This is a genomic window from Citrobacter sp. JGM124, from assembly GCF_018257795.1.
Taxonomy (GTDB): domain Bacteria; phylum Pseudomonadota; class Gammaproteobacteria; order Enterobacterales; family Enterobacteriaceae; genus JGM124.
This window is the reverse complement of sequence record NZ_JAERJD010000007.1, coordinates 186,341-205,016: the sequence shown is the minus strand read 5'-3', so window position 1 is coordinate 205,016 and position 18,676 is coordinate 186,341. Positions and strand designations below refer to the sequence as shown.

The window sequence follows — 18,676 nt, the reverse complement described above, 5'->3', positions numbered from 1 at the left end:
ACGCTTGTTTAAGATTTTTTAAAACTATATTTAATGAACTGACTATTATAACTGGGAAATAAATTCATATGTTATTTTCACAGATTTTACTGATTATATAATGCAGCCCCGGTGCTGGCCACGAATCATACAAAAACGGCTCGTGGCACGGTAAGGATTTATCTGGTCAGACAGATTTGCGCTTGCGGGACTGACTAAGCGGGATAGTTATCAATACTTCGCTTTCCACCCAGCCATCATTCAGGCGGGTTGTGAGGGTATCACCCGATTTTACCTGATGGGTCTGTTTTAACACTTGCCCGTCGCTCCCTGTCGTGACGGTATAACCACGAGCCAGCGTTCCTAACGGACTGACTCCTTCAAACTGCGCGACGGTACTGCCGAATCTCTGTTTAGCGTCACTGAGTCGTGCAGTGATTAGCTGTTCCAGCCGATAGTCCAGTTGCTTAAGTTGTGACTGAGCACGATGAATACGTGTTTCAGGCTGTTGTTGATTCAGACGGCTGGCCAGGTGGTGCTGTTGCTGAGTTCCACGGCGAATATGGTTTTCTGTGGCAGAAATTAAGCGCTGACGCAGGCGATCCAGTGAATTCTGTTGGCGTGCCAGACGCAATTGTGGGTGTTGTTGCTGTAGGCGATGCTGTAAACGTGTTATCTGCTGCGTACGTTGAGCCAGATAATAGTCCATACCCATTTCCATACGTTGTTGCTGTGCCTGCAGCTGGCGTAAGAGCTCTGTTTGGTTGCGGCTGATCATCTCAGCGGCAGCAGAGGGGGTTGGGGCCCGCAAGTCAGCAACGAAATCAGCGATAGTCATGTCGGTTTCATGCCCGACAGCACTGACAACAGGAATAGTACTGGCAAAAATAGCCCGTGCAACCCGCTCGTCATTAAAACTCCATAAATCCTCCAGTGAGCCACCACCACGGCCAACGATCAGTACATCACATTCCTGGCGTAGATTAGCCAGCTCAATAGCACGGACAATCTGCATGGGGGCATCCGCACCCTGTACCGCAGTGGGATAGATAATCACGGGCAGAGAAGGGTCACGGCGTGCCAGCACCTGAAGTACATCGTGCAGGGCAGCACCCGTTTTGGAGGTAATCACCCCCACCTGACGGGCTGGGACAGGCAGTGCCTGCTTATGAAGAGAAGAAAATAATCCCTCCTCCTGTAATCGCTGTTTGAGTAACTCATATTGCTGTTGTAATAACCCGGCACCATCAGGCTGCATGCTTTCAACGATTATCTGATAATCACCCCGAGGTTCGTAGAGTGTCATATTGGCGCGAACAACGATCTGCTGCCCATTCTGCGGGCGAAAAGTGACCCGATTATTGCTGTTGCGGAACATTGCACAACGAACTTGGGCAGTATTGTCTTTGAGTGTGAAGTACCAGTGACCGGAGGACGGTTGGCTGAAGTTTGATATTTCACCGCGGATCCAAACTTGCCCCATCTCTTTTTCCAGCAGCAGCCGAACGGTCTGATTGAGGCGGGAAACGGTAAAAATGGCGGAGTTATTTGGTATCGACATGTGACCTGGATCAAATTTTAAATCAGCAGTTTAATGGATCGATACTACCCTGCATGACACGATTATCAAGGTTTTTAGTAAAAAAAAGTGGATGCAATCGCTTACGTTCTGTATAATGCCACGGCAATATTTTATCTGTTCTCATTCACCCTCAGGTTGAGATATTGCCATGCTACGTATCGCTAAAGAAGCTCTGACATTTGATGATGTTCTCCTTGTTCCAGCCCATTCTACCGTTTTACCCAACACTGCTGATTTAAGCACCTATCTGACCAAGACTATCCGCCTGAATATTCCTATGCTTTCAGCAGCCATGGACACCGTTACTGAAGGTCGTCTGGCTATCGCCCTGGCACAGGAAGGGGGACTCGGCTTTATTCACAAAAATATGTCTATTGAGCGTCAGGCTGAAGAAGTCAGACGTGTCAAAAAACATGAGAGTGGTGTCGTCACAGACCCTCAGACAGTGTTGCCAACCACAACATTGCGTGAAGTTAAAGAGCTGACTGAACGTAATGGATTTGCGGGTTACCCGGTTGTCACTGAAGATAATGAACTGGTGGGTATCGTGACCGGGCGTGATGTCCGTTTTGTCACTGATTTGAACCAGCCAGTGAGCGTTTATATGACGCCAAAAGAGCGCCTGGTGACTGTTAAAGAGGGAGAGTCACACGATATCGTGCTGGCAAAAATGCACGAAAAGCGTGTTGAAAAAGCGTTGGTTGTTGACGCGGGTTTCCACCTGCGGGGCATGATCACTGTAAAAGACTTCCAGAAAGCAGAACGCAAGCCCAATGCCTGTAAAGACGAACAAGGGCGTTTGCGTGTCGGTGCCGCTGTAGGTGCAGGGGCAGGTAACGAAGAGCGTGTTGATGCTCTGGTGGCTGCTGGGGTAGATGTGTTATTGATTGACTCCTCCCATGGTCATTCTGAAGGCGTGTTGCAGCGTATTCGTGAGACTCGCGCTAAATACCCTGATTTACAGATTATCGGTGGCAACGTTGCCACTGCTGCCGGGGCTCGTGCCTTAGCTGAGGCGGGTTGCAGTGCAGTGAAGGTCGGTATCGGCCCGGGATCTATCTGTACTACACGTATCGTCACTGGGGTAGGGGTTCCACAAATTACTGCCGTCGCTGATGCGGTAGAAGCGCTTGAAGGTACCGGCATTCCTGTTATTGCGGATGGCGGTATTCGTTTCTCCGGTGATATTGCGAAAGCGATTGCTGCGGGAGCATCGGCAGTGATGGTCGGTGGTATGCTGGCAGGAACTGAAGAATCACCCGGTGAAATCGAACTTTATCAGGGGCGCTCATTTAAGTCTTATCGCGGTATGGGATCTCTGGGGGCGATGTCAAAAGGTTCCTCAGATCGCTATTTCCAGACTGATAACGCAGCAGACAAACTGGTTCCTGAAGGTATTGAGGGGCGTGTGGCCTATAAAGGTCATTTAAAACAGATAGTCCACCAGCAGATGGGGGGCCTGCGTTCCTGTATGGGACTGACTGGCTGTGGTACTATCGACGCGCTGCGTACTCAGGCAGAGTTTGTGCGTATTAGTGGTGCCGGCATTCAGGAAAGCCACGTACATGACGTAACAATCACTAAAGAATCCCCGAACTACCGCATGGGTTCCTGATTTCTCACGTCCGGCCTCGGGGTCGGACGATTATATTCTCTGTTTTATTGCCTCGGAATTAGCGTCAATGTCGGAAAATATCCATAAACATCGTATCCTTATCCTCGATTTCGGCTCCCAGTACACGCAGCTTGTCGCTCGTCGCGTGCGTGAATTAGGTGTTTACTGTGAACTGTGGGCATGGGATGTCACTGAACAACAAATTCGTGAATTTAACCCAAGCGGTATCATTCTTTCCGGTGGCCCGGAAAGTACCACAGAAGAGAACAGTCCTCGTGCCCCGCAGTATGTTTTTGAAGCAGGTATCCCGGTACTGGGCGTATGTTATGGTATGCAGACCATGGCAATGCAACTGGGCGGACATGTGCAGGGGTCAGACGATCGTGAATTTGGCTATGCGCAGGTTGAAATAAAAACCGACAGCGCGCTGATTCGTGGTATCGAAGATGCTGTCAGCGCCAGCGGTGAGTCTCTGCTCGACGTTTGGATGAGTCACGGCGATAAGGTCACGGCTATTCCGGCTGACTTTGTCACCGTTGCCAGCACCGAAACCTGCCCATTTGCGATTATGGCAAATGAAGAGAAACGTTTCTACGGCGTGCAGTTCCACCCGGAAGTGACCCATACCCGCCAGGGACAACGCCTGCTGGAGCGGTTTGTGCGTGATATCTGCCAGTGTGAGGCCCTGTGGACACCGGCAAAAATTATCGAAGACGCGATTGAACGCATCCGTGAACAAGTGGGTAATGACAACGTTATTCTCGGCCTGTCTGGTGGTGTGGATTCGTCGGTCACTGCCATGCTGCTGCACCGTGCCATTGGTGAGCGCCTGACCTGTGTTTTTGTTGATAATGGCCTGTTGCGTCTGAATGAAGCCCAGCAAGTGATGGAAATGTTCGGTGACCATTTTGGCCTGAATATTGTTCATGTTGCGGCGGAAGATCGCTTCCTGAATCAACTGGCTGGTATTGATGATCCTGAAGCCAAGCGTAAAACTATCGGTCGCGTTTTTGTTGAAGTCTTTGATGAAGAAGCGCTGCGTCTCGAAGAGGTGAAATGGCTGGCACAAGGCACCATCTACCCTGATGTGATTGAATCAGCAGCTTCAGCGACGGGTAAAGCCCATGTCATTAAATCTCACCACAATGTGGGTGGCTTGCCTAAAGAGATGAAAATGGGCCTGGTTGAGCCATTAAAAGAGCTGTTCAAAGATGAAGTCCGGAAAATTGGTCTGGAACTTGGTCTGCCTTACGACATGCTCTACCGCCATCCATTCCCCGGGCCAGGCCTTGGTGTCCGGGTATTGGGTGAAGTGAAAAAAGAGTACTGTGACCTGCTGCGTCGTGCTGATGCCATCTTTATTGAAGAGCTGCACAAGGCTGACCTCTACAATAAAGTGAGCCAGGCTTTCACCGTGTTCCTGCCCGTTCGATCTGTGGGCGTCATGGGTGATGGCCGTAAATATGACTGGGTCGTCTCCCTGCGTGCGGTAGAAACCATCGACTTTATGACGGCACACTGGGCACATCTGCCTTATGACTTCCTTGGTCGCGTATCAAACCGTATCATCAACGAAGTGAATGGGATTTCCCGTGTTGTTTATGATATCTCAGGAAAACCGCCTGCGACTATTGAGTGGGAATGATTTCCTAACCGGAAACGTCTGGCACTAACAGGCACTGAATCATACTTAAGTCCGCGTAATCGCGGACTTTTTTATTTACTGAGTCACTCCAGACAATATCTGATAACGTCACGCACGATTTTGGTATTTTGATATGGCATGGTATCAAGGACGAATAACTGGTCAGAGCATGCTTACTGGTACCTGGCGACGAAATCTTAAGTTCAAAGAAAAGACAGGCTTTACAACATAGCCGGATATATCGATGGGCAATGAGAAGAGGGGAGAAGGTCGAGAATCCCGCTGATCTGATACGGTCTGCAAGTATCGCCCGATTTTAGCCAAGAGACCGGATATTAACCCCGGCTGAGATCGGTTTTAATGTCCCGTTATATGAAAAAGGTGGGAACAACGCCTCAGGTTCGTGCTGCGGTCAAGAAAGATCCAAACATGGTCTGACAGCTCCGTGCCAGGAACGGACGTTGGTAATTCTTCATTGCATTCGATAAACAAGTTCAGGAAAGTGGTCTTCATGGCGTTATAGTTACAGGCAATACCACTGCCTGTTTGGCGGAGGTGACCACTGCTTCACCGCAGGGGATAAACTGATTGAAGCTATCGTGCAAAATCACTTATTCTTTTGCGTTAATAAAATGTAGGAGATGCTCCATGGCCGGCGAAAGTCGCGGACGGGGAAGGCCGCGAAAAACAGAGGGGACATATGCAGATACCCGTAATGACCTGATCCGTAGTGGGCTTGAACTGCTGACGCAGAATGGTTTTCTTGCAACAGGGGTCGATGCAATTGTCAAAAATGCCAGTGTCCCTAAAGGTTCATTTTATTACTACTTCAAGAGTAAAGAGGAATATGCTCAGACCGTTCTGAGTTCTTATGACAGTTTCTTTGAGCATAAACTTAAAAAACATCTGCATGAATCATCCTGCACACCAATGGTTCGTCTGGAACATTTCATCGATGATGCCTGCGACGGGATTAAAAAGTACAATTTCACCCGAGGCTGCCTGGTTGGTAATATGATGCAGGAGAGCCCGGGGCTTCCGGCATCCTTTATTAACCTGCTACAGAGTATTCTTGAGCGCTGGCAGGCCCTTGTTGCGGTCTGTCTGTCCGACGCGTTATCTTCAGGCGAAATATGTTCCGATATGAATGATACACAACTGGCGGCCATTTTCTGGAGTGGCTGGGAAGGTGCAGTCATGCGTGCCAAACTCTATTGTTCAACCAAACCTGTGTACGACTTCTGGAGCTATTTCAAAACGTCAGTACACTATCAGCCCCCTCATAAAGCGGCGGGTGAACAGTAGAAAAGGGGCTGTAGCCCCTTAATAATAAGTAATCAGATCAGGCTGAACCTTGAATCCAAATAATTAACTGCACTTAATTACTGCCCGGCCGCGAATTCCGCCACTCAGAAGTTTTTCGGCCACATTGATGGCCTCACTGAGCGGATAAACGGTGGTCAGGCTATCCAGTCTGGACTCTGGTAAATACTGTACCGCCTGCTGCCAGATTGCTGCTCTTTTTTCTTTCGCAAACATGACACTGTCAATCCCTTTCAGCGTGATGCCACGCAGGATAAACGGGGCCACATTACCCATCAGATCCATACCCTGAGCCATGCCGCAGGCCGCAACAATGCTACCATATCGCACCCCTGCGCAGGCATTGCAGAGCGTATGGCTGCCGACCGTATCAATGGCAGCAGCCCAACGTTCTTTCTGTAACGGTTTTCCAGGGGAGGAAAGTTCGGAACGATGAATAATCTCATCTACACCGATCGTTTTGTAGAGCCAGGCGGCTTCATCCGGACGACCAGTCGACGCAGTAACGCGGTAACCCATTGATGCGAGGATCATAGCTGCAATACTTCCGACACCTCCACTGGCACCGGTTACAAGAACTGAACCATCTTCAGGCTTAACACCATGATTCAATAGTGCATCGACACACAACATCGCGGTAAAGCCAGCTGTACCAATTGCCATTACGTGTTTGTTGTTTGCGCCAGCCGGAAGGTGTGTCAGCCAGTCTCCTTTTACCCGCGCTTTTTCGGACAACCCACCCCAGTGTTTTTCCCCTACACCCCAGCCAGTCAGGAGAACCTTATCTCCGACCTGATATTCCGGATGTGAGCTAGCGGACACTGTACCGGCAAAATCAATGCCTGGCACCATTGGAAAGTGCCGGACGATAGGCCCCCGGCCTGTAATGGCCAGGGCGTCTTTGTAATTGATGGATGAATAGTCAACATTGACCTCAACATCCCCTTGAGGCAGTTCACTTTCGGCAATTTCAGCAAGTTGCGCACTGTAACAATCATCTGTTTTATTAATTAACAAAGAGTTAAACACTTTCACCTCGTCTGTCTGTTCGTATACCGTTCAGTTATTAAATCGTTCAAAATAATATTGACCGATCGTCTAATAATTGGTGCTACTATTGCCAGTATTTCGTCAGGGTTCAATACTTATTATTTTTTTTACAGGATTAAAGCTGTCTTTATTGATCAGTATCAAGCCGGGAACGGGGCTAACGGGTGCGACGGGAAAAGTCAGCGACTCCGGTGGGTGTTCAGTACCCAGTTGAGATGTAATAACCCAGGCGGGCTTTTACTGGTTGGTCTCCTTTCCGCTCATGAGGGGCGGTCATACTTAACTCTCTCACATTGCAGGAGGTTTGAGCATGCAAACGTCACCGTGGAACAAAGACCGTATCATGGGACAAAAAACTGATTTGACCACTTGAAGGTGTGAATGGTCTCGTCCACCAGGGGGCGTTTCAGGATTCGAGTTTTATCCCCAGACGTTTTGGTTAAATAAGAATGGTCACCTGTGCAGCCCGATTTACCTGTAACAGTACGGGGGCGCTGAAACACTTGCTGTTACATGGCAGAGCGCTGGCTGATCGTTTGCAATGGTTTCCCCTCTTGTACTGACAGGGACGAACGTAACCTGTCACGTACTTGTCTGAAGCGTGCAGATGATAAACCAGAAATAAGGTAACGCTGTGGTCACTGACAGATTAACCTCGGGAGGCTATCTGTCGGATCAACGATTCAATTTCTACGCGAGGCATTGGTTCTTTATCAAAGCGATTATGTATCCCGATACCTTCAATCAGTGCATCAAGCGCTCTTGCTGTCGAGGGGGTGAAATGTTGCGCCAATGCCAGACGACTCTGTTGCATCCAGCGTTGTGGAAGTGACTGCAAATGAGGATTTCTGGAAACAAACGAGTAGAGCTCGAAGCTGAGTGTCAGTGTCTGTGGTGAGCTCCAGATATTCTGATCGATAATATCCACCACGGCTGTAATCGCGTCTTCTCTGGTCCTGGCGGCACTGAGCCGCTCACTGAACGCATTACTTATCTTCGTTGACAGGTGAGTAAAAGCCTCTTCGAGAAGATGATTGATACTCTCAAAGTAATATGTCAGTGAGCCCAGAGAGACATCAGCGATTTCAGCCACCTTTCGGGTGGATGTTCCGGCCACGCCATATTGTTCGATAACCTCAAGTGTGGCAGTAATCAGCCGTTCACGCCGCGTGGGATCGTAGCGACGTTTTCGACGACCAGAATCCTTCTTATTTTCCTCATTCACAATTCACTCCTCTTTTGCAGGGTATACATTAATAACTTTATATGTACAATCGTACATATAAAGGTTCTGCTTTGTCTATAGTCCGGATATCTGGATGTGGCGGACTCCCGGGTTTCAGAAACAAAGTATGATTTTTATTTCAAACACGTGAAATCTTTTACTTCGAGCAGCTCAGAGGAAGATTTAAATGAAAGAAGCGGAAAAAGCAGCAGCGGGATTATTGTACGATGCAAATTATGATGTTGATTTACTTAAGCAACGAGATGATGCCAAGCTAAAACTTTTTACTTTTAACCATACGCCATTTACGGAAAAGGAAAAAAGAGAGCAAATCCTCACCAGCCTCCTCGGCAAGCATGGGAAAAACTACATCATTGAAGGTCCTTTCTATTGTGATTATGGCTATAACATTGAAATTGGTGAAAATTTTTACGCCAATGTGAATTTAACGATTCTCGACGGAGCAAAAGTGAGGATCGGTGATAACGTATTTATTGCTCCGAACGTCGGGATTTATACCGCCGGTCATCCCCTTGACTCCCGGCGCAGAAACCAGGGGCTGGAATATGCTCTTCCGGTAACCATCGGGGATGATGTCTGGATCGGTGCCGGGGTCAATATTCTGCCTGGTGTCAGCATCGGTAAGGGGAGCGTGATCGGTGCGGGGGCTGTGGTGATTAAAGATGTGCCTGATGGTGTACTTGTCGCCGGAAATCCAGCCAGAATCATCAGAGCGATTAGTGAAGAAGACGGGCAGCGCTACAGTTAAAACTTGGATCCGTCCAATGTTACTGAATCCAGTCTGCTATCTCTATTGGCAGGCAGGCAGGCAGGGATGTGATGAACTTTTAATGTCAGAGCCTTGCTGGCAGCGGGTTGCCGGATGGGGTGGTGTACTGCGAGGGAATACTGTCAGCTACCGTGCAGGCTAATAGATTTAATGCGCGCCATAATAAAGCCATTTAATCGAAAATGGCCTTATATTTTACTGGAACTCAGATAGTTAATATTGGGTACTGAATTTTATGCATGATGCTTTGTACCGGGGGAAGCTATTCAGGGCCTGTCTCAGATAACGAAGAGTGGGCACTGTATCATGTCGTTATACCGCGGTAGCGCGAAACGGGCAGGTTACCTGCCCGTTACTGATGATTCCGTGTCGGATGGTTGTCAGTTATGTCCGGTTACGGCATGAGGGATATATTCTCTTTCGAGATCGGCTATCTCATCATCAGTGAGCCTGATCTTCAACGCCTGAATAGCATCATCCAGCTGAACCGTTCTGGAAGCCCCTACGATAGGTGCAGACACACCCTGCTTGTTGAGTACCCATGCCAGACCGATCTGCGCCATTGGTATACCACGGGCGGCTGCAATCTTTTCAACCGTGCTGATAACTCTGTTGTCCGCTTCTTCGGTTGCAGTATAAAGCATCCTAGAGGTTGTGTCGGTTTCGTTACGACTTGAACTTTCACCGAGCGGACGGGCTAATTTACCTCTGGCAAGCGGACTCCACGGAATAAGCCCTACCCCCTGGTCTACACACATTGGGATCATTTCCCGCTCTTCTTCCCGATAAAGCAGGTTCAGATAGTTTTGCATACTGACAAACTGTGTCAGACCGTTTGCACGAGCCACTTCCTGGGCTTTGGAAAACTGCCAGGCATACATGGATGACGCGCCGATATAACGTGCTTTACCGGCAGTCACAACAGCATGTAATGCTTCCATGGTTTCTTCAATAGGTGTCGAATAGTCCCAACGGTGGATCTGATAAAGATCCACGTAATCTGTACCCAGGCGTTTCAGGCTTTTATCTATTTCCGTCATGATAGCCTTGCGTGACAGTCCCTGCCCATTAGGCGTGGGTTTACTTCCCAGAGCACCGGGCGGGAAAAACACTTTAGTCGCCAGCACGACCTCATCACGATTTGTAAATTCCTTGAGGAATCTGCCGACCATTTCTTCAGACGTACCGGCAGAATAGCTGTTAGCGGTGTCGAAAAAATTAATACCATTTTCAACGGCATGGCGGAAAATTGGGCGTGCGTCATCTTCAGCAAGCGTCCAGGGATGAGCTCCTGCGTCGGGCTGACCGAACGTCATACATCCCAGGCAAAGACGTGATATATCCAGTCCCGTAGAGCCTAACTTCGTATATTCCATGAATTACTCCTACAATTTAAAAGGTGTTATCCGTAAAAAACAGGGAAGTTCTTTTCGGAATGTGCACGAGCCATATTCAGCCAGGGTCATCGGCGAAAACCTGATGGTTCCACACCGTATCGCTCGGTAAACCGCCTGCTGAAGCTGGTAACGGAACTGTAGCCAACTCGCCCGGCAACTGTTTTTACTGGTAATGCAGAAGTCATGAGCAGACGCAGAGCCTCTGCGGTTCTTGCGTCAGCAATGATGGTCCGCAGGCTGGTGGATTCAGCGGCCAGGCGGCGGCGCAGCGTTGGCCCCGACAATCCCAGAGATGACTCTACTTCAGCAGCACTCCAGCGCCGGGCTGGTTCAGCGGATACCATACGGCTAATTCGCATAGCGATGCTGGGTTCGCGAGCGCGTAAAAGGGTGTGATGGCCAGCGGCATAAAGCATCAGAACGATCTCGACCATCGCAAGCATAGAGAGCGATTTCTTACCCTCACGCATCGCCCGGGTCCAGCGACTGAGGGGGCTTATCAATTCGGACACTGGCATCGAGGTTATATCACCGGTATCGGTTGGTGGAGGCGCATCCAGTAGTAACCGTGCAGCTTCAAGTTGTTCATCGGTCAGAACGACGCTCAGGGCGACAAACTCTTCCTCTTTTTTCGGCGAATATTCGATATCGACCCTGCGGGCATTAGGGATAATGAGAATCTCGCCGGGCAGCACTGTCTTCCAGATATCCTTTTCACGGTAACGAAACGTTCCAAGGAGGGGAAAAGACAGCGTGGCTCCTTCGGCTTCAAAGCGCCTTACACTATGTGTCTGAACGGCACGAAGGCAGTCACAGGGAAGTGGGGCTCGTAAGCGGGTCAGCGCCAGCAGATCATCCAGCAGTTCGTTAACGGTATTGTCTGACATTACTACTCTCAGTACAGTTCAGATTTCTTTGAAATATACCCTGTCAGGGAGATAAATCATTTATCGGTACTTGCGCTGTACCATTTGTGCAAAGAACTGGCTGCCCGGTTTTTACGCCGGGCGGGCTGTCAGACAGACGGTGACCATATGTCGTAGTCGAGCGCATACCTGTTGCCATCACGCCTGACTGAGCCGGTGACCGGCATATTAAAATGCATGCCGCTGACGGCAATATGATCGCTGGATACACGGTCGAGTACGTGGTTACGCACCTCAGCCGCCGCCGCTGGATCGCTGTCGAAAGCAATGGTCACTTCTGGCTGGGCAACCTGAATATGCGGGAAATGAACAATATCACCCCAGATCAACAGGTTTTCCTTTTCGTTACCCAGCACGTACCCTGAATGCCCCGGGGTATGGCCAAAGAGCGGGATGCTCTGAATTCCTGGTAAGATGTCTTCATTGCTGAAGGCAACAATTCTTTCATCATAGGCATCAAAAGCATTTTTAGCCAGTTCAAAGAAAGGCTTAAAGCCATCAGGAGCACCAGTAGCAATGGTTTCGTCACGCCAGAAATCCAACTCTTTTTTATGTACAAACAGTTGCTCGACATTACGAAAAACGGGGGTTTTCAACGGCGCAGCCAGACCGCCAATATGATCGGGATGCGCGTGGGTCAGAAGAATAGTGTCTATCTGCAGAGGATCAATGCCTGCCGCTGCAAGGGCAACCTGTAACCGGCCACCCCATCCATTGATACCACCCGCACCACTGTCTATCAGGATGGTACGGTCAGGCGTCTGAACAACATACACATTAATATTAATACGCGGCAGCGCCGGCGCTGCCGCGTTTCTGAAGCAGTTGTTCTGCACGGGAGCCGTCAATGCCTGAAAGCAGTTCAAACGAAACATCCAGGTAACCGTCACTCAGTATTGTCACGAGCATATCGCCAACTTTCTTACGGTTAATGGCGGGTGCCTGCCAGATTGGCTTGGTCATATCTGTCTCCGATTATTTGCTTTAGGGTTACGGGCCAATGGATTAATTGTAGGTATTCCTCGAGTATCTTTAGCTCATAATGACTCGTTAACAGCTCACTTTGCCTGGTCGATGGATGCGCATCCCGGCATGAACATGAGCGGTAAAACTCTCGATGATGCATGCCAGAGGCTGAACTCAGATAATGGGTCTGTACTTCATTCCGTCCAGGGCTGGCAATATCAGATAGCAGGTTGTCAGGGAAGCTTGCTATCCCACGGGGTTAAGCAGAGGGTGTCTCCCGGGAGTCACTGTCTGGACAACGCTGCCATAGACAATTTGTTGTCTGCTGAAAACCCAGTGCTGGCACAACACAGAATATGAAGATATGGAACCGTTGAAAAAAGCAGAGGGTGAGTCTGTCTGTGGTTACAACAGCGAAGGAATCAGAGCAAAATTAAACGGCCTGAGTCCGGTGCAGTACCGAAATCAGGCCGTCAATAAATGGGGGACACTCCACACCGCGGGCTTTTTTGTACCAGCCAGAGCCTTTTCTTACGAAAACACTTTCGGTCAGTATAAGTGGGTGCTAACTATCTGTAAGTTAAACTATACCCGGTAACCCAACCGATTGTTATCTGGCATAAAGCTAACAACAACCCCGTCCGTGCATATTATTTAGATCAATGGCTTGACGAAACTGATCTCAATATTCATATTATTTTTTCCTATCTCATGCACAAGCTTCTGAAAATGCTCTGTTTTTTCATGAGTGTTAAGAATGTCAGTGGATGCCCACTCCTCTACAAAAGTCACCCCATTGTCACCAATGAAAGCGTCATAGCGGATACAGCCGCTTTCAGCCCGGCTTTTGATTATCAGATCTTGTAAGACGGGTTTGATACTTTCAATCACTTCAGCTTCAGCAGTTAATAAAGCGATAACAGAAATACTCATAATAACCTCGTTGATAAAGGAAAATATTAAGACACAGAAACCATCCAGTAGACTAACCCAAAAAAGGGGGCTTGAGTGGCGATATTTAAATGGCACTGCTGCCACGGCAACATGGGGTACTGTGGCGATAAACAGATACAATCACCGAAAGAGTGTAAGAATATAATCTCTGGTATAGGCAGTAGCTTTACTCTTCATTCCGTTCTTTTGCCAGACAAGATAGAGATGGTTAGTGGGGGCATCAGCAACAGCATTGGCGGCAAGCAACCGCCCGTCAGATAACGCATCCTGGCAATGGTAATCTGGCAGGACGCTCCAGCCATGTCCATCGATTACCATGTCTTTAATAATACGCAAATCGGGTATGGTAAAGGCAGCTTTAATGTCTGGTGATACCTGAAAAAGAGATGACCAGAGATTTCTGACTAAGGGCAAGTCTTCATCATAGGCGATAAGAGGAGTCTGGCCTAATGACTCCTTTGTGAGTTTACCGATGGCTCTCGTCAGGGAGGGGGCAAACACGAGCATCATGCGTTCAGTCAACAAATGCGCAAAGGCATACTGATGTTCGTCTGGCATGGAGGCAGTAATCGCGAGATCCATGGTTCCTGAATCAAGTAAGGCATAGATCTGCTGCTTATTACCTGTGTGCAGGCGAAAATTAAAACCGTCAGGTATCAACGTTGCCAGGGAAGAAGCCAGCCGGTTATGGATAAAATCAGAGGGGCCAACAATATGGACGGTTCCCCCTTCAGCTTGCCCTAACCGATAGGTGGCCAGTTTCATCTCGATACTATCAAGATGCGGTGCGACGGATCGGGCCAGTTCATCGGCTGCTGCTGTTGACGTTACCCCACGTGGCTGACGAATAAAAAGTGGTTTACCCACAAACAGCTCAATCGCCTGGATATGTAAGGAGGCTGTTGGCTGCGTGATGGCCAAATTAAGCGCCGCCTGAGAGATGGATCGGACACGATAAACTTCCAGAAATGTTCTCAGATGCGTCAAATGGCTCATATGGTCATCTCCTCCGGAGAGCGTTACATATTCTGTCACCAGAATACACATACATTCTACTATTGACCGGTGAATTGTGGCCTGTACCGGCAGGTGTAACGGAGAATAGCGCTTCAGTGACAGGATTATCTACATAGCGGGATCATTCTGTTTATCGCTATCCTGCCCGGCTATTTATCCTTGGCTTTTTGTGAAAGCAGCAGCAGCAGACCCAGAATGGACAGCACCGCACCCGCCAGGCCCGTATAAATGATCCCGACACTGCTGATGGTAAAAGCCCCTGTCACTGAACCCAGAGCAATACCTGAATTAAAACCGGCGATATTAAGGCCGGATGCTACTCCTGTGGCATCTGGTGCTTTCTCCGATGCTACGTGGATCAATCTTGCCTGTAGTGCGGGTACCGCTCCAAAGGTGAACATCCCGAGGAGAGCCACCATAATGCCCATCATGATTGCTGAACCAGAGAATACCCACATGCCCAGGGTTATCATGACAATGCCGCTGATTATCAGAATATTTGCCCGGTTTACGCCCAGTGAGTCTGTTATCTTACCACCCAGTATGTTACCGATGGTCGCGAAAACGCCGTATGCGAGCATGAAAATACCGACACTGGTGGGCATCAGACCAGTCAGTTGTGTCAGGATCGGCGCGATGTAAGTGTATGCCGTGAAAGAACCACCATAAGACAGGACAGTAACAAGCGCAGCACTGAGTAAGGCAGGATTCAGTAACGCTAAAATATGCTTTGTGACGGAAGCGGCCTGATTATTTTGTGAAGTGCGGAGCGGATCTTTCATCCCTAACAGCAAACCAACGAGACCTGTCGCGCCAAATATGCCAATCATTGCCAGTACAGGCCGCCATGCCATTATACCACCAAGCCAGGTGCTCACCGGGACACCAATAGCCATTGCCAGAGTGAAACCACCGAAGACAACCGCGACAGCCCGCCCCTCTTTCCCTTTCCCGGCCAGTGTTGCTGCCGTACTTGCTGCGACAGCCAGGAATAACCCATGCCCGATGCCGGCTATAAAACGGGCAATAACCATTGCTGAGAGTGTGGTGGCATAAGCCGCCACAAAGCTTCCCAGTGTAAAGACCAGTGTTGTCACGAGCATGACATTTTTTCTGGACCAGTTCGCTGTCAGTGCCGTCAGGATTGGTGCAGAAAAGGTGGCCCCGAGCGCATAGGCAGTGACGGTCGACCCGACCTGTTCAACGGTGACATTAAGGCCTGATGCCATCACATCAGTGAGCCCGATAGGTACGAATTCCGCCAGGCCAAGGGCAAAGGCACTCAGGGTGAAGATATAAACAACAAAAGGCATGATCATTTCTCGCATCATTTCAGATTGGATGCGAGTGTAGGAAGACCGAAGCTATATTAAAAATGATGTAATCTATAGATGCCATAGAATTTTTTATGGATTGAAAAGCGATTACAACATTTCTGGCCTTACCCCATAAAAAAACTGTGTCATTAATACAGAAAAATTCATTTCAGGCATACACAACCTGTCTTTATGCTTAATACATCGCCCCATAATATGCCCCTCAAATAATGGATTCTGGTTAATCCTTGAGGCCATAAAGTAAGGGCGTCAATAAGGTAACCCATATAAACGGAGGAAAGGATGAGTCAACCACGTAACGCATTGATCATAGGAGCTTCCCGGGGGATTGGTCTTGGTTTGAGTAAAAGATTACAACAGCAGGGATGGGCTGTTTCGGCCACGCGCAGGGGGCTTGCTGGTGCAGAAGAATCACCAGAAATTAAATGGGTCACTCTTGATATCAACAATACCCAGCAAAGCATCACCTTTGGCCAGATGCTCCCCCCAGAGCAATTTGATGTCATTGTGGTCAATGCCGGGGTCTATGGTCCTGAACACCAGTCCGTCAATACCGCAACGGTGGACGAATTGTTGTCACTGTTTATGACGAATACTTTTTCGCCCATCAGAATTGCCGAGGCGACCCTCCATGCTCTAAAAGCGAATACAGGTATTCTGGCTTTCACCAGTTCAAAACTGGCAAGCCTGAATGAAAATCCCCAGGCGGATATGCCATTGTATTCAGCAAGTAAATCAGCACTGAATATGCTCACGCGAGCACTCCTTCCTGGGATGGAGTCCCGTGGACAGACGCTTCTTTCCCTTCACCCGGGCTGGGTACAGACAGACTTGGGGGGGACCAGCGCACCTTTGACTGTCGCAGATAGCGTACAGGGATTAGTAAAAGTCCTTGAAAGCTATAAAGGAAAAGGCGGACATCATTTCGTTGATTACAATATGCAAGGCTTGAGCTGGTAGGATGCAGTGACGGTATTAAATAGTGGCATCAGGTTTTAACCCAGGGGTAGGCTATACAGGAATAGCGTTTAATTTACAGGCGATGCCATAACCGGGAACTATTGATGGGCCACCAGGCAAGAGGCTTGGTGGCCTTGTTATTGCTGTTATTATTTAACTGCCGGGACAGACCAGGCATAATCCGCCTGTGCAGCACTAACAGGCGTTCCCTGAGTAGTGAGCATTAACACAACGGGGGGCGGGCCATTAAGATCCTGAATATGCAGTGGGACACCCACATCTTTAGCCGCATGGTAACCACCGACAAGCAGGATACCCGGATGCCGGGCATTGAGTAGCTGCTGTGCCATAAAACGATCACGATGCTGCTGAATGGCTAACATGGCCCGGAGCTGATTAGGCTGAATATCTCCCCCATGCATCTGGGTAATAGTACGGGATAGTGCATCATGCACGTCGGCTCGCGAGCTCTGTTCCCCAGCCGGGAAAGTCGGTTCTTTGTAAATGTCTAAAATGCGAGTGCGGGGTATATTCGCGCTTAATAGGGCAGAATGGCTTCCCAGTCCTGTCATTACGATTTTGCCATACATTGACCATGGCCAGCCGGTATTCCAGTGAAGATCTTCCTGTATTCTGGATTCCTGCAGGTTGTTACCCGCCGCCAGCATTTGCTTAACTTCATCGACGGCTGGTTGCTGATCCTGGGTAATCATTTCCAGCAAAATACTGCCTTGAGGACGTTTTTTTTCAAGGTGTTGCAGGAGCCAGAGCTCAATATCATGATGGGCCACATTGGTATGTTCTTCGCCGACGATAACCATCGGGGCATCGCTCAGTACATTAAGCAGTTGCTGTGGGGTCACTAAAGCCCCTGTCCGAGTATTTTGAATCTGCGAACCTTCAGGAATTAATGTATTTACAGGTTCAGAAGAGGCCTGATTCTGACAAGCCGTTAATACCAGGCTGCCACATAGCAGTAATCCGGTGATCATTTGCCTATTTTTTTTCATTTTAATGATTGAGTTATATGGTCAGGTGAATAGTAGGGATGAATTTTACAGTACTGAAACATTAATGCTAATGATTATCAATATCAAGCCTGGTCGGTATTTTAATGTGTGATGACAAGTCGTGGCAAAAAAGGGCGAACCAATTAAAAACGTGATGATAAGACCGGCTTTCTCTATAAAGTCTTTCTGTATCCGTGTGTTGAGGTTCACTTGTGACAGGTTGACTGCAATTCACGGCGGATATGTCTGTGAAATGATCTAAAGTAAGAGATCCGAGGAGCAAAGTCGTTATTCATAATTGAGCCATAACAAGTTACATTGAACGCGCTCAGATACCCGGTGGGCATCATACGGGGTTTAGCTGACGGCAAGAATTGTGCGACAGTATCTACTCAATAATGCGTTCGGCAGAGGAACTGGTTTGCTGAACAGGCTGATTTTGTTCTTTTTTATCCTGATGATGATACCAGGCACCAATAGAAGAGTAGACAAAACGACCAAATAGAAACAAGAAGCTAATTAGCAGGATAATACGCATCATGCGATTGTTAAATTTGTGTCGGTTTCCCATTGTTGTACCCTGTGTCAAGTCAAAAGGCCTTAGAGTGTGCTTGTATCCTGGGCTGGCCAAGTATTTAGTCACCGGGAACATATTAGGTCAATTTTTCATTTGCTCACAAGTATAAATCCCAGCAAGTCGTCAGACAGAAAGAATAGCGTAAGTGGATGAAGCATGTTGAGCTTAATAGCCAGCCTTACTATGTATGATATATTCAGTCAGTGGTAATAACATGCTGTGGGTAGATTTTGCTTCCTTTTATCAATGCATCATGGATGAAGTCGCAAGCAGGTGATAAAGCTGGCAGAGAATACGTTCACGAAAGGAGGCGGTGACGAATC

Annotated in this window: 18 protein-coding genes and 2 pseudogenes; 8 read left to right on the top strand and 12 right to left on the bottom strand. The window is 48.5% G+C overall.

Annotation, left to right across the window (positions count from 1 at the left end):
- Positions 1-166 precede the first annotated feature (166 nt).
- On the bottom strand, positions 167-1,540 hold the full coding sequence (gene xseA, locus JK154_RS11675; protein WP_211992707.1) for an exodeoxyribonuclease VII large subunit: 1,374 nt from the start codon (positions 1,538-1,540) through the stop codon (positions 167-169).
- Positions 1,541-1,709: 169 nt separating this feature from the next.
- Here xseA and guaB point away from each other — a divergent pair, with 169 nt between their 5' ends.
- From guaB to JK154_RS11660, 4 genes and pseudogenes are all read left to right on the top strand, one after another.
- Positions 1,710-3,176 (top strand): IMP dehydrogenase, encoded by a 1,467-nt coding sequence (guaB, locus tag JK154_RS11670; protein WP_211992706.1) that lies wholly within the window; start codon positions 1,710-1,712, stop codon positions 3,174-3,176.
- A 67-nt stretch (positions 3,177-3,243) separates the two neighbouring features.
- Positions 3,244-4,821: a glutamine-hydrolyzing GMP synthase gene (gene guaA, locus JK154_RS11665; protein ID WP_211992705.1), complete on the top strand. Its 1,578-nt coding sequence runs from the start codon at positions 3,244-3,246 to the stop codon at positions 4,819-4,821.
- A 236-nt stretch (positions 4,822-5,057) separates the two neighbouring features.
- A pseudogene (locus JK154_RS17745) lies at positions 5,058-5,238 on the top strand (integrase); the annotation flags it as partial.
- A 231-nt stretch (positions 5,239-5,469) separates the two neighbouring features.
- On the top strand, positions 5,470-6,126 hold the full coding sequence (locus JK154_RS11660; protein WP_211992704.1) for a TetR/AcrR family transcriptional regulator: 657 nt from the start codon (positions 5,470-5,472) through the stop codon (positions 6,124-6,126).
- 63 nt (positions 6,127-6,189) lie between these two features.
- On the opposite strand, the gene JK154_RS11655 is transcribed toward JK154_RS11660, so the two are convergent.
- The gene (locus tag JK154_RS11655) at positions 6,190-7,173 is read right to left on the bottom strand and encodes an MDR family oxidoreductase (RefSeq protein WP_211992703.1); all 984 of its coding nucleotides are present in this window, start codon (positions 7,171-7,173) and stop codon (positions 6,190-6,192) included.
- A gap of 670 nt (positions 7,174-7,843) precedes the next feature.
- A complete protein-coding gene (locus JK154_RS11650) occupies positions 7,844-8,419 on the bottom strand; it encodes a TetR family transcriptional regulator (protein ID WP_211992702.1) in 576 nt (191 codons plus the stop codon).
- 187 nt (positions 8,420-8,606) lie between these two features.
- Here JK154_RS11650 and JK154_RS11645 point away from each other — a divergent pair, with 187 nt between their 5' ends.
- The gene (locus JK154_RS11645; protein WP_211992701.1) at positions 8,607-9,188 is read left to right on the top strand and encodes a sugar O-acetyltransferase; all 582 of its coding nucleotides are present in this window, start codon (positions 8,607-8,609) and stop codon (positions 9,186-9,188) included.
- A gap of 16 nt (positions 9,189-9,204) precedes the next feature.
- The gene (locus JK154_RS11640; RefSeq protein ID WP_211992700.1) at positions 9,205-9,351 is read left to right on the top strand and encodes a hypothetical protein; all 147 of its coding nucleotides are present in this window, start codon (positions 9,205-9,207) and stop codon (positions 9,349-9,351) included.
- Between the two features lie 238 nt (positions 9,352-9,589).
- On the opposite strand, the gene JK154_RS11635 is transcribed toward JK154_RS11640, so the two are convergent.
- The 4 genes from JK154_RS11635 to JK154_RS17740 all read right to left on the bottom strand — a co-directional run bounded on the left by JK154_RS11635 (position 9,590) and on the right by JK154_RS17740 (position 12,495).
- Positions 9,590-10,585, bottom strand: a complete 996-nt coding sequence (locus JK154_RS11635; protein ID WP_211992699.1) for an aldo/keto reductase — start codon at positions 10,583-10,585, stop codon at positions 9,590-9,592.
- Between the two features lie 86 nt (positions 10,586-10,671).
- Complete coding sequence (locus JK154_RS11630) at positions 10,672-11,493, bottom strand: helix-turn-helix transcriptional regulator (protein ID WP_211992698.1); 822 nt, start codon at positions 11,491-11,493, stop codon at positions 10,672-10,674.
- A 128-nt stretch (positions 11,494-11,621) separates the two neighbouring features.
- Positions 11,622-12,368 carry an MBL fold metallo-hydrolase gene (locus JK154_RS11625; RefSeq protein WP_349291106.1) on the bottom strand — a complete coding sequence of 249 codons (747 nt, stop codon included), beginning with the start codon at positions 12,366-12,368 and terminating at the stop codon, positions 11,622-11,624.
- Entirely contained in the window at positions 12,316-12,495 is a 180-nt protein-coding gene (locus tag JK154_RS17740; protein WP_249215887.1) for a hypothetical protein, read from the bottom strand. Before JK154_RS17740 ends, JK154_RS11625 begins: the two co-directional genes overlap by 53 nt.
- 102 nt (positions 12,496-12,597) lie before the next feature.
- On the opposite strand from JK154_RS17740, the pseudogene JK154_RS17735 reads away from it, so the two are divergent.
- Positions 12,598-12,976: pseudogene (locus JK154_RS17735) on the top strand (IS3 family transposase); the annotation flags it as partial.
- A gap of 176 nt (positions 12,977-13,152) precedes the next feature.
- On the opposite strand, the gene JK154_RS11615 reads toward JK154_RS17735, so the two are convergent.
- From JK154_RS11615 to JK154_RS11605, 3 genes are all read right to left on the bottom strand, one after another.
- On the bottom strand, positions 13,153-13,431 hold the full coding sequence (locus JK154_RS11615) for an antibiotic biosynthesis monooxygenase (RefSeq protein WP_211992697.1): 279 nt from the start codon (positions 13,429-13,431) through the stop codon (positions 13,153-13,155).
- A 141-nt stretch (positions 13,432-13,572) separates the two neighbouring features.
- Positions 13,573-14,448, bottom strand: coding sequence for a LysR family transcriptional regulator (locus JK154_RS11610; RefSeq protein ID WP_211992696.1), 876 nt, complete (start codon positions 14,446-14,448; stop codon positions 13,573-13,575).
- Positions 14,449-14,618: 170 nt separating this feature from the next.
- Positions 14,619-15,782 carry an MFS transporter gene (locus tag JK154_RS11605; protein WP_211992695.1) on the bottom strand — a complete coding sequence of 388 codons (1,164 nt, stop codon included), beginning with the start codon at positions 15,780-15,782 and terminating at the stop codon, positions 14,619-14,621.
- Positions 15,783-16,088: 306 nt separating this feature from the next.
- On the opposite strand from JK154_RS11605, the gene JK154_RS11600 reads away from it, so the two are divergent.
- Entirely contained in the window at positions 16,089-16,766 is a 678-nt protein-coding gene (locus JK154_RS11600) for an SDR family oxidoreductase (protein ID WP_211992694.1), read from the top strand.
- A 149-nt stretch (positions 16,767-16,915) separates the two neighbouring features.
- Here the strand turns inward: JK154_RS11600 and JK154_RS11595 are convergent, their stop codons facing one another.
- Together JK154_RS11595 and JK154_RS11590 are read right to left on the bottom strand one after the other, a co-directional pair.
- Positions 16,916-17,776, bottom strand: coding sequence for a ChaN family lipoprotein (locus tag JK154_RS11595; protein WP_211992693.1), 861 nt, complete (start codon positions 17,774-17,776; stop codon positions 16,916-16,918).
- A gap of 388 nt (positions 17,777-18,164) precedes the next feature.
- Positions 18,165-18,365 carry a YfgG family protein gene (locus tag JK154_RS11590; protein WP_211992692.1) on the bottom strand — a complete coding sequence of 67 codons (201 nt, stop codon included), beginning with the start codon at positions 18,363-18,365 and terminating at the stop codon, positions 18,165-18,167.
- Positions 18,366-18,676 lie beyond the last annotated feature (311 nt).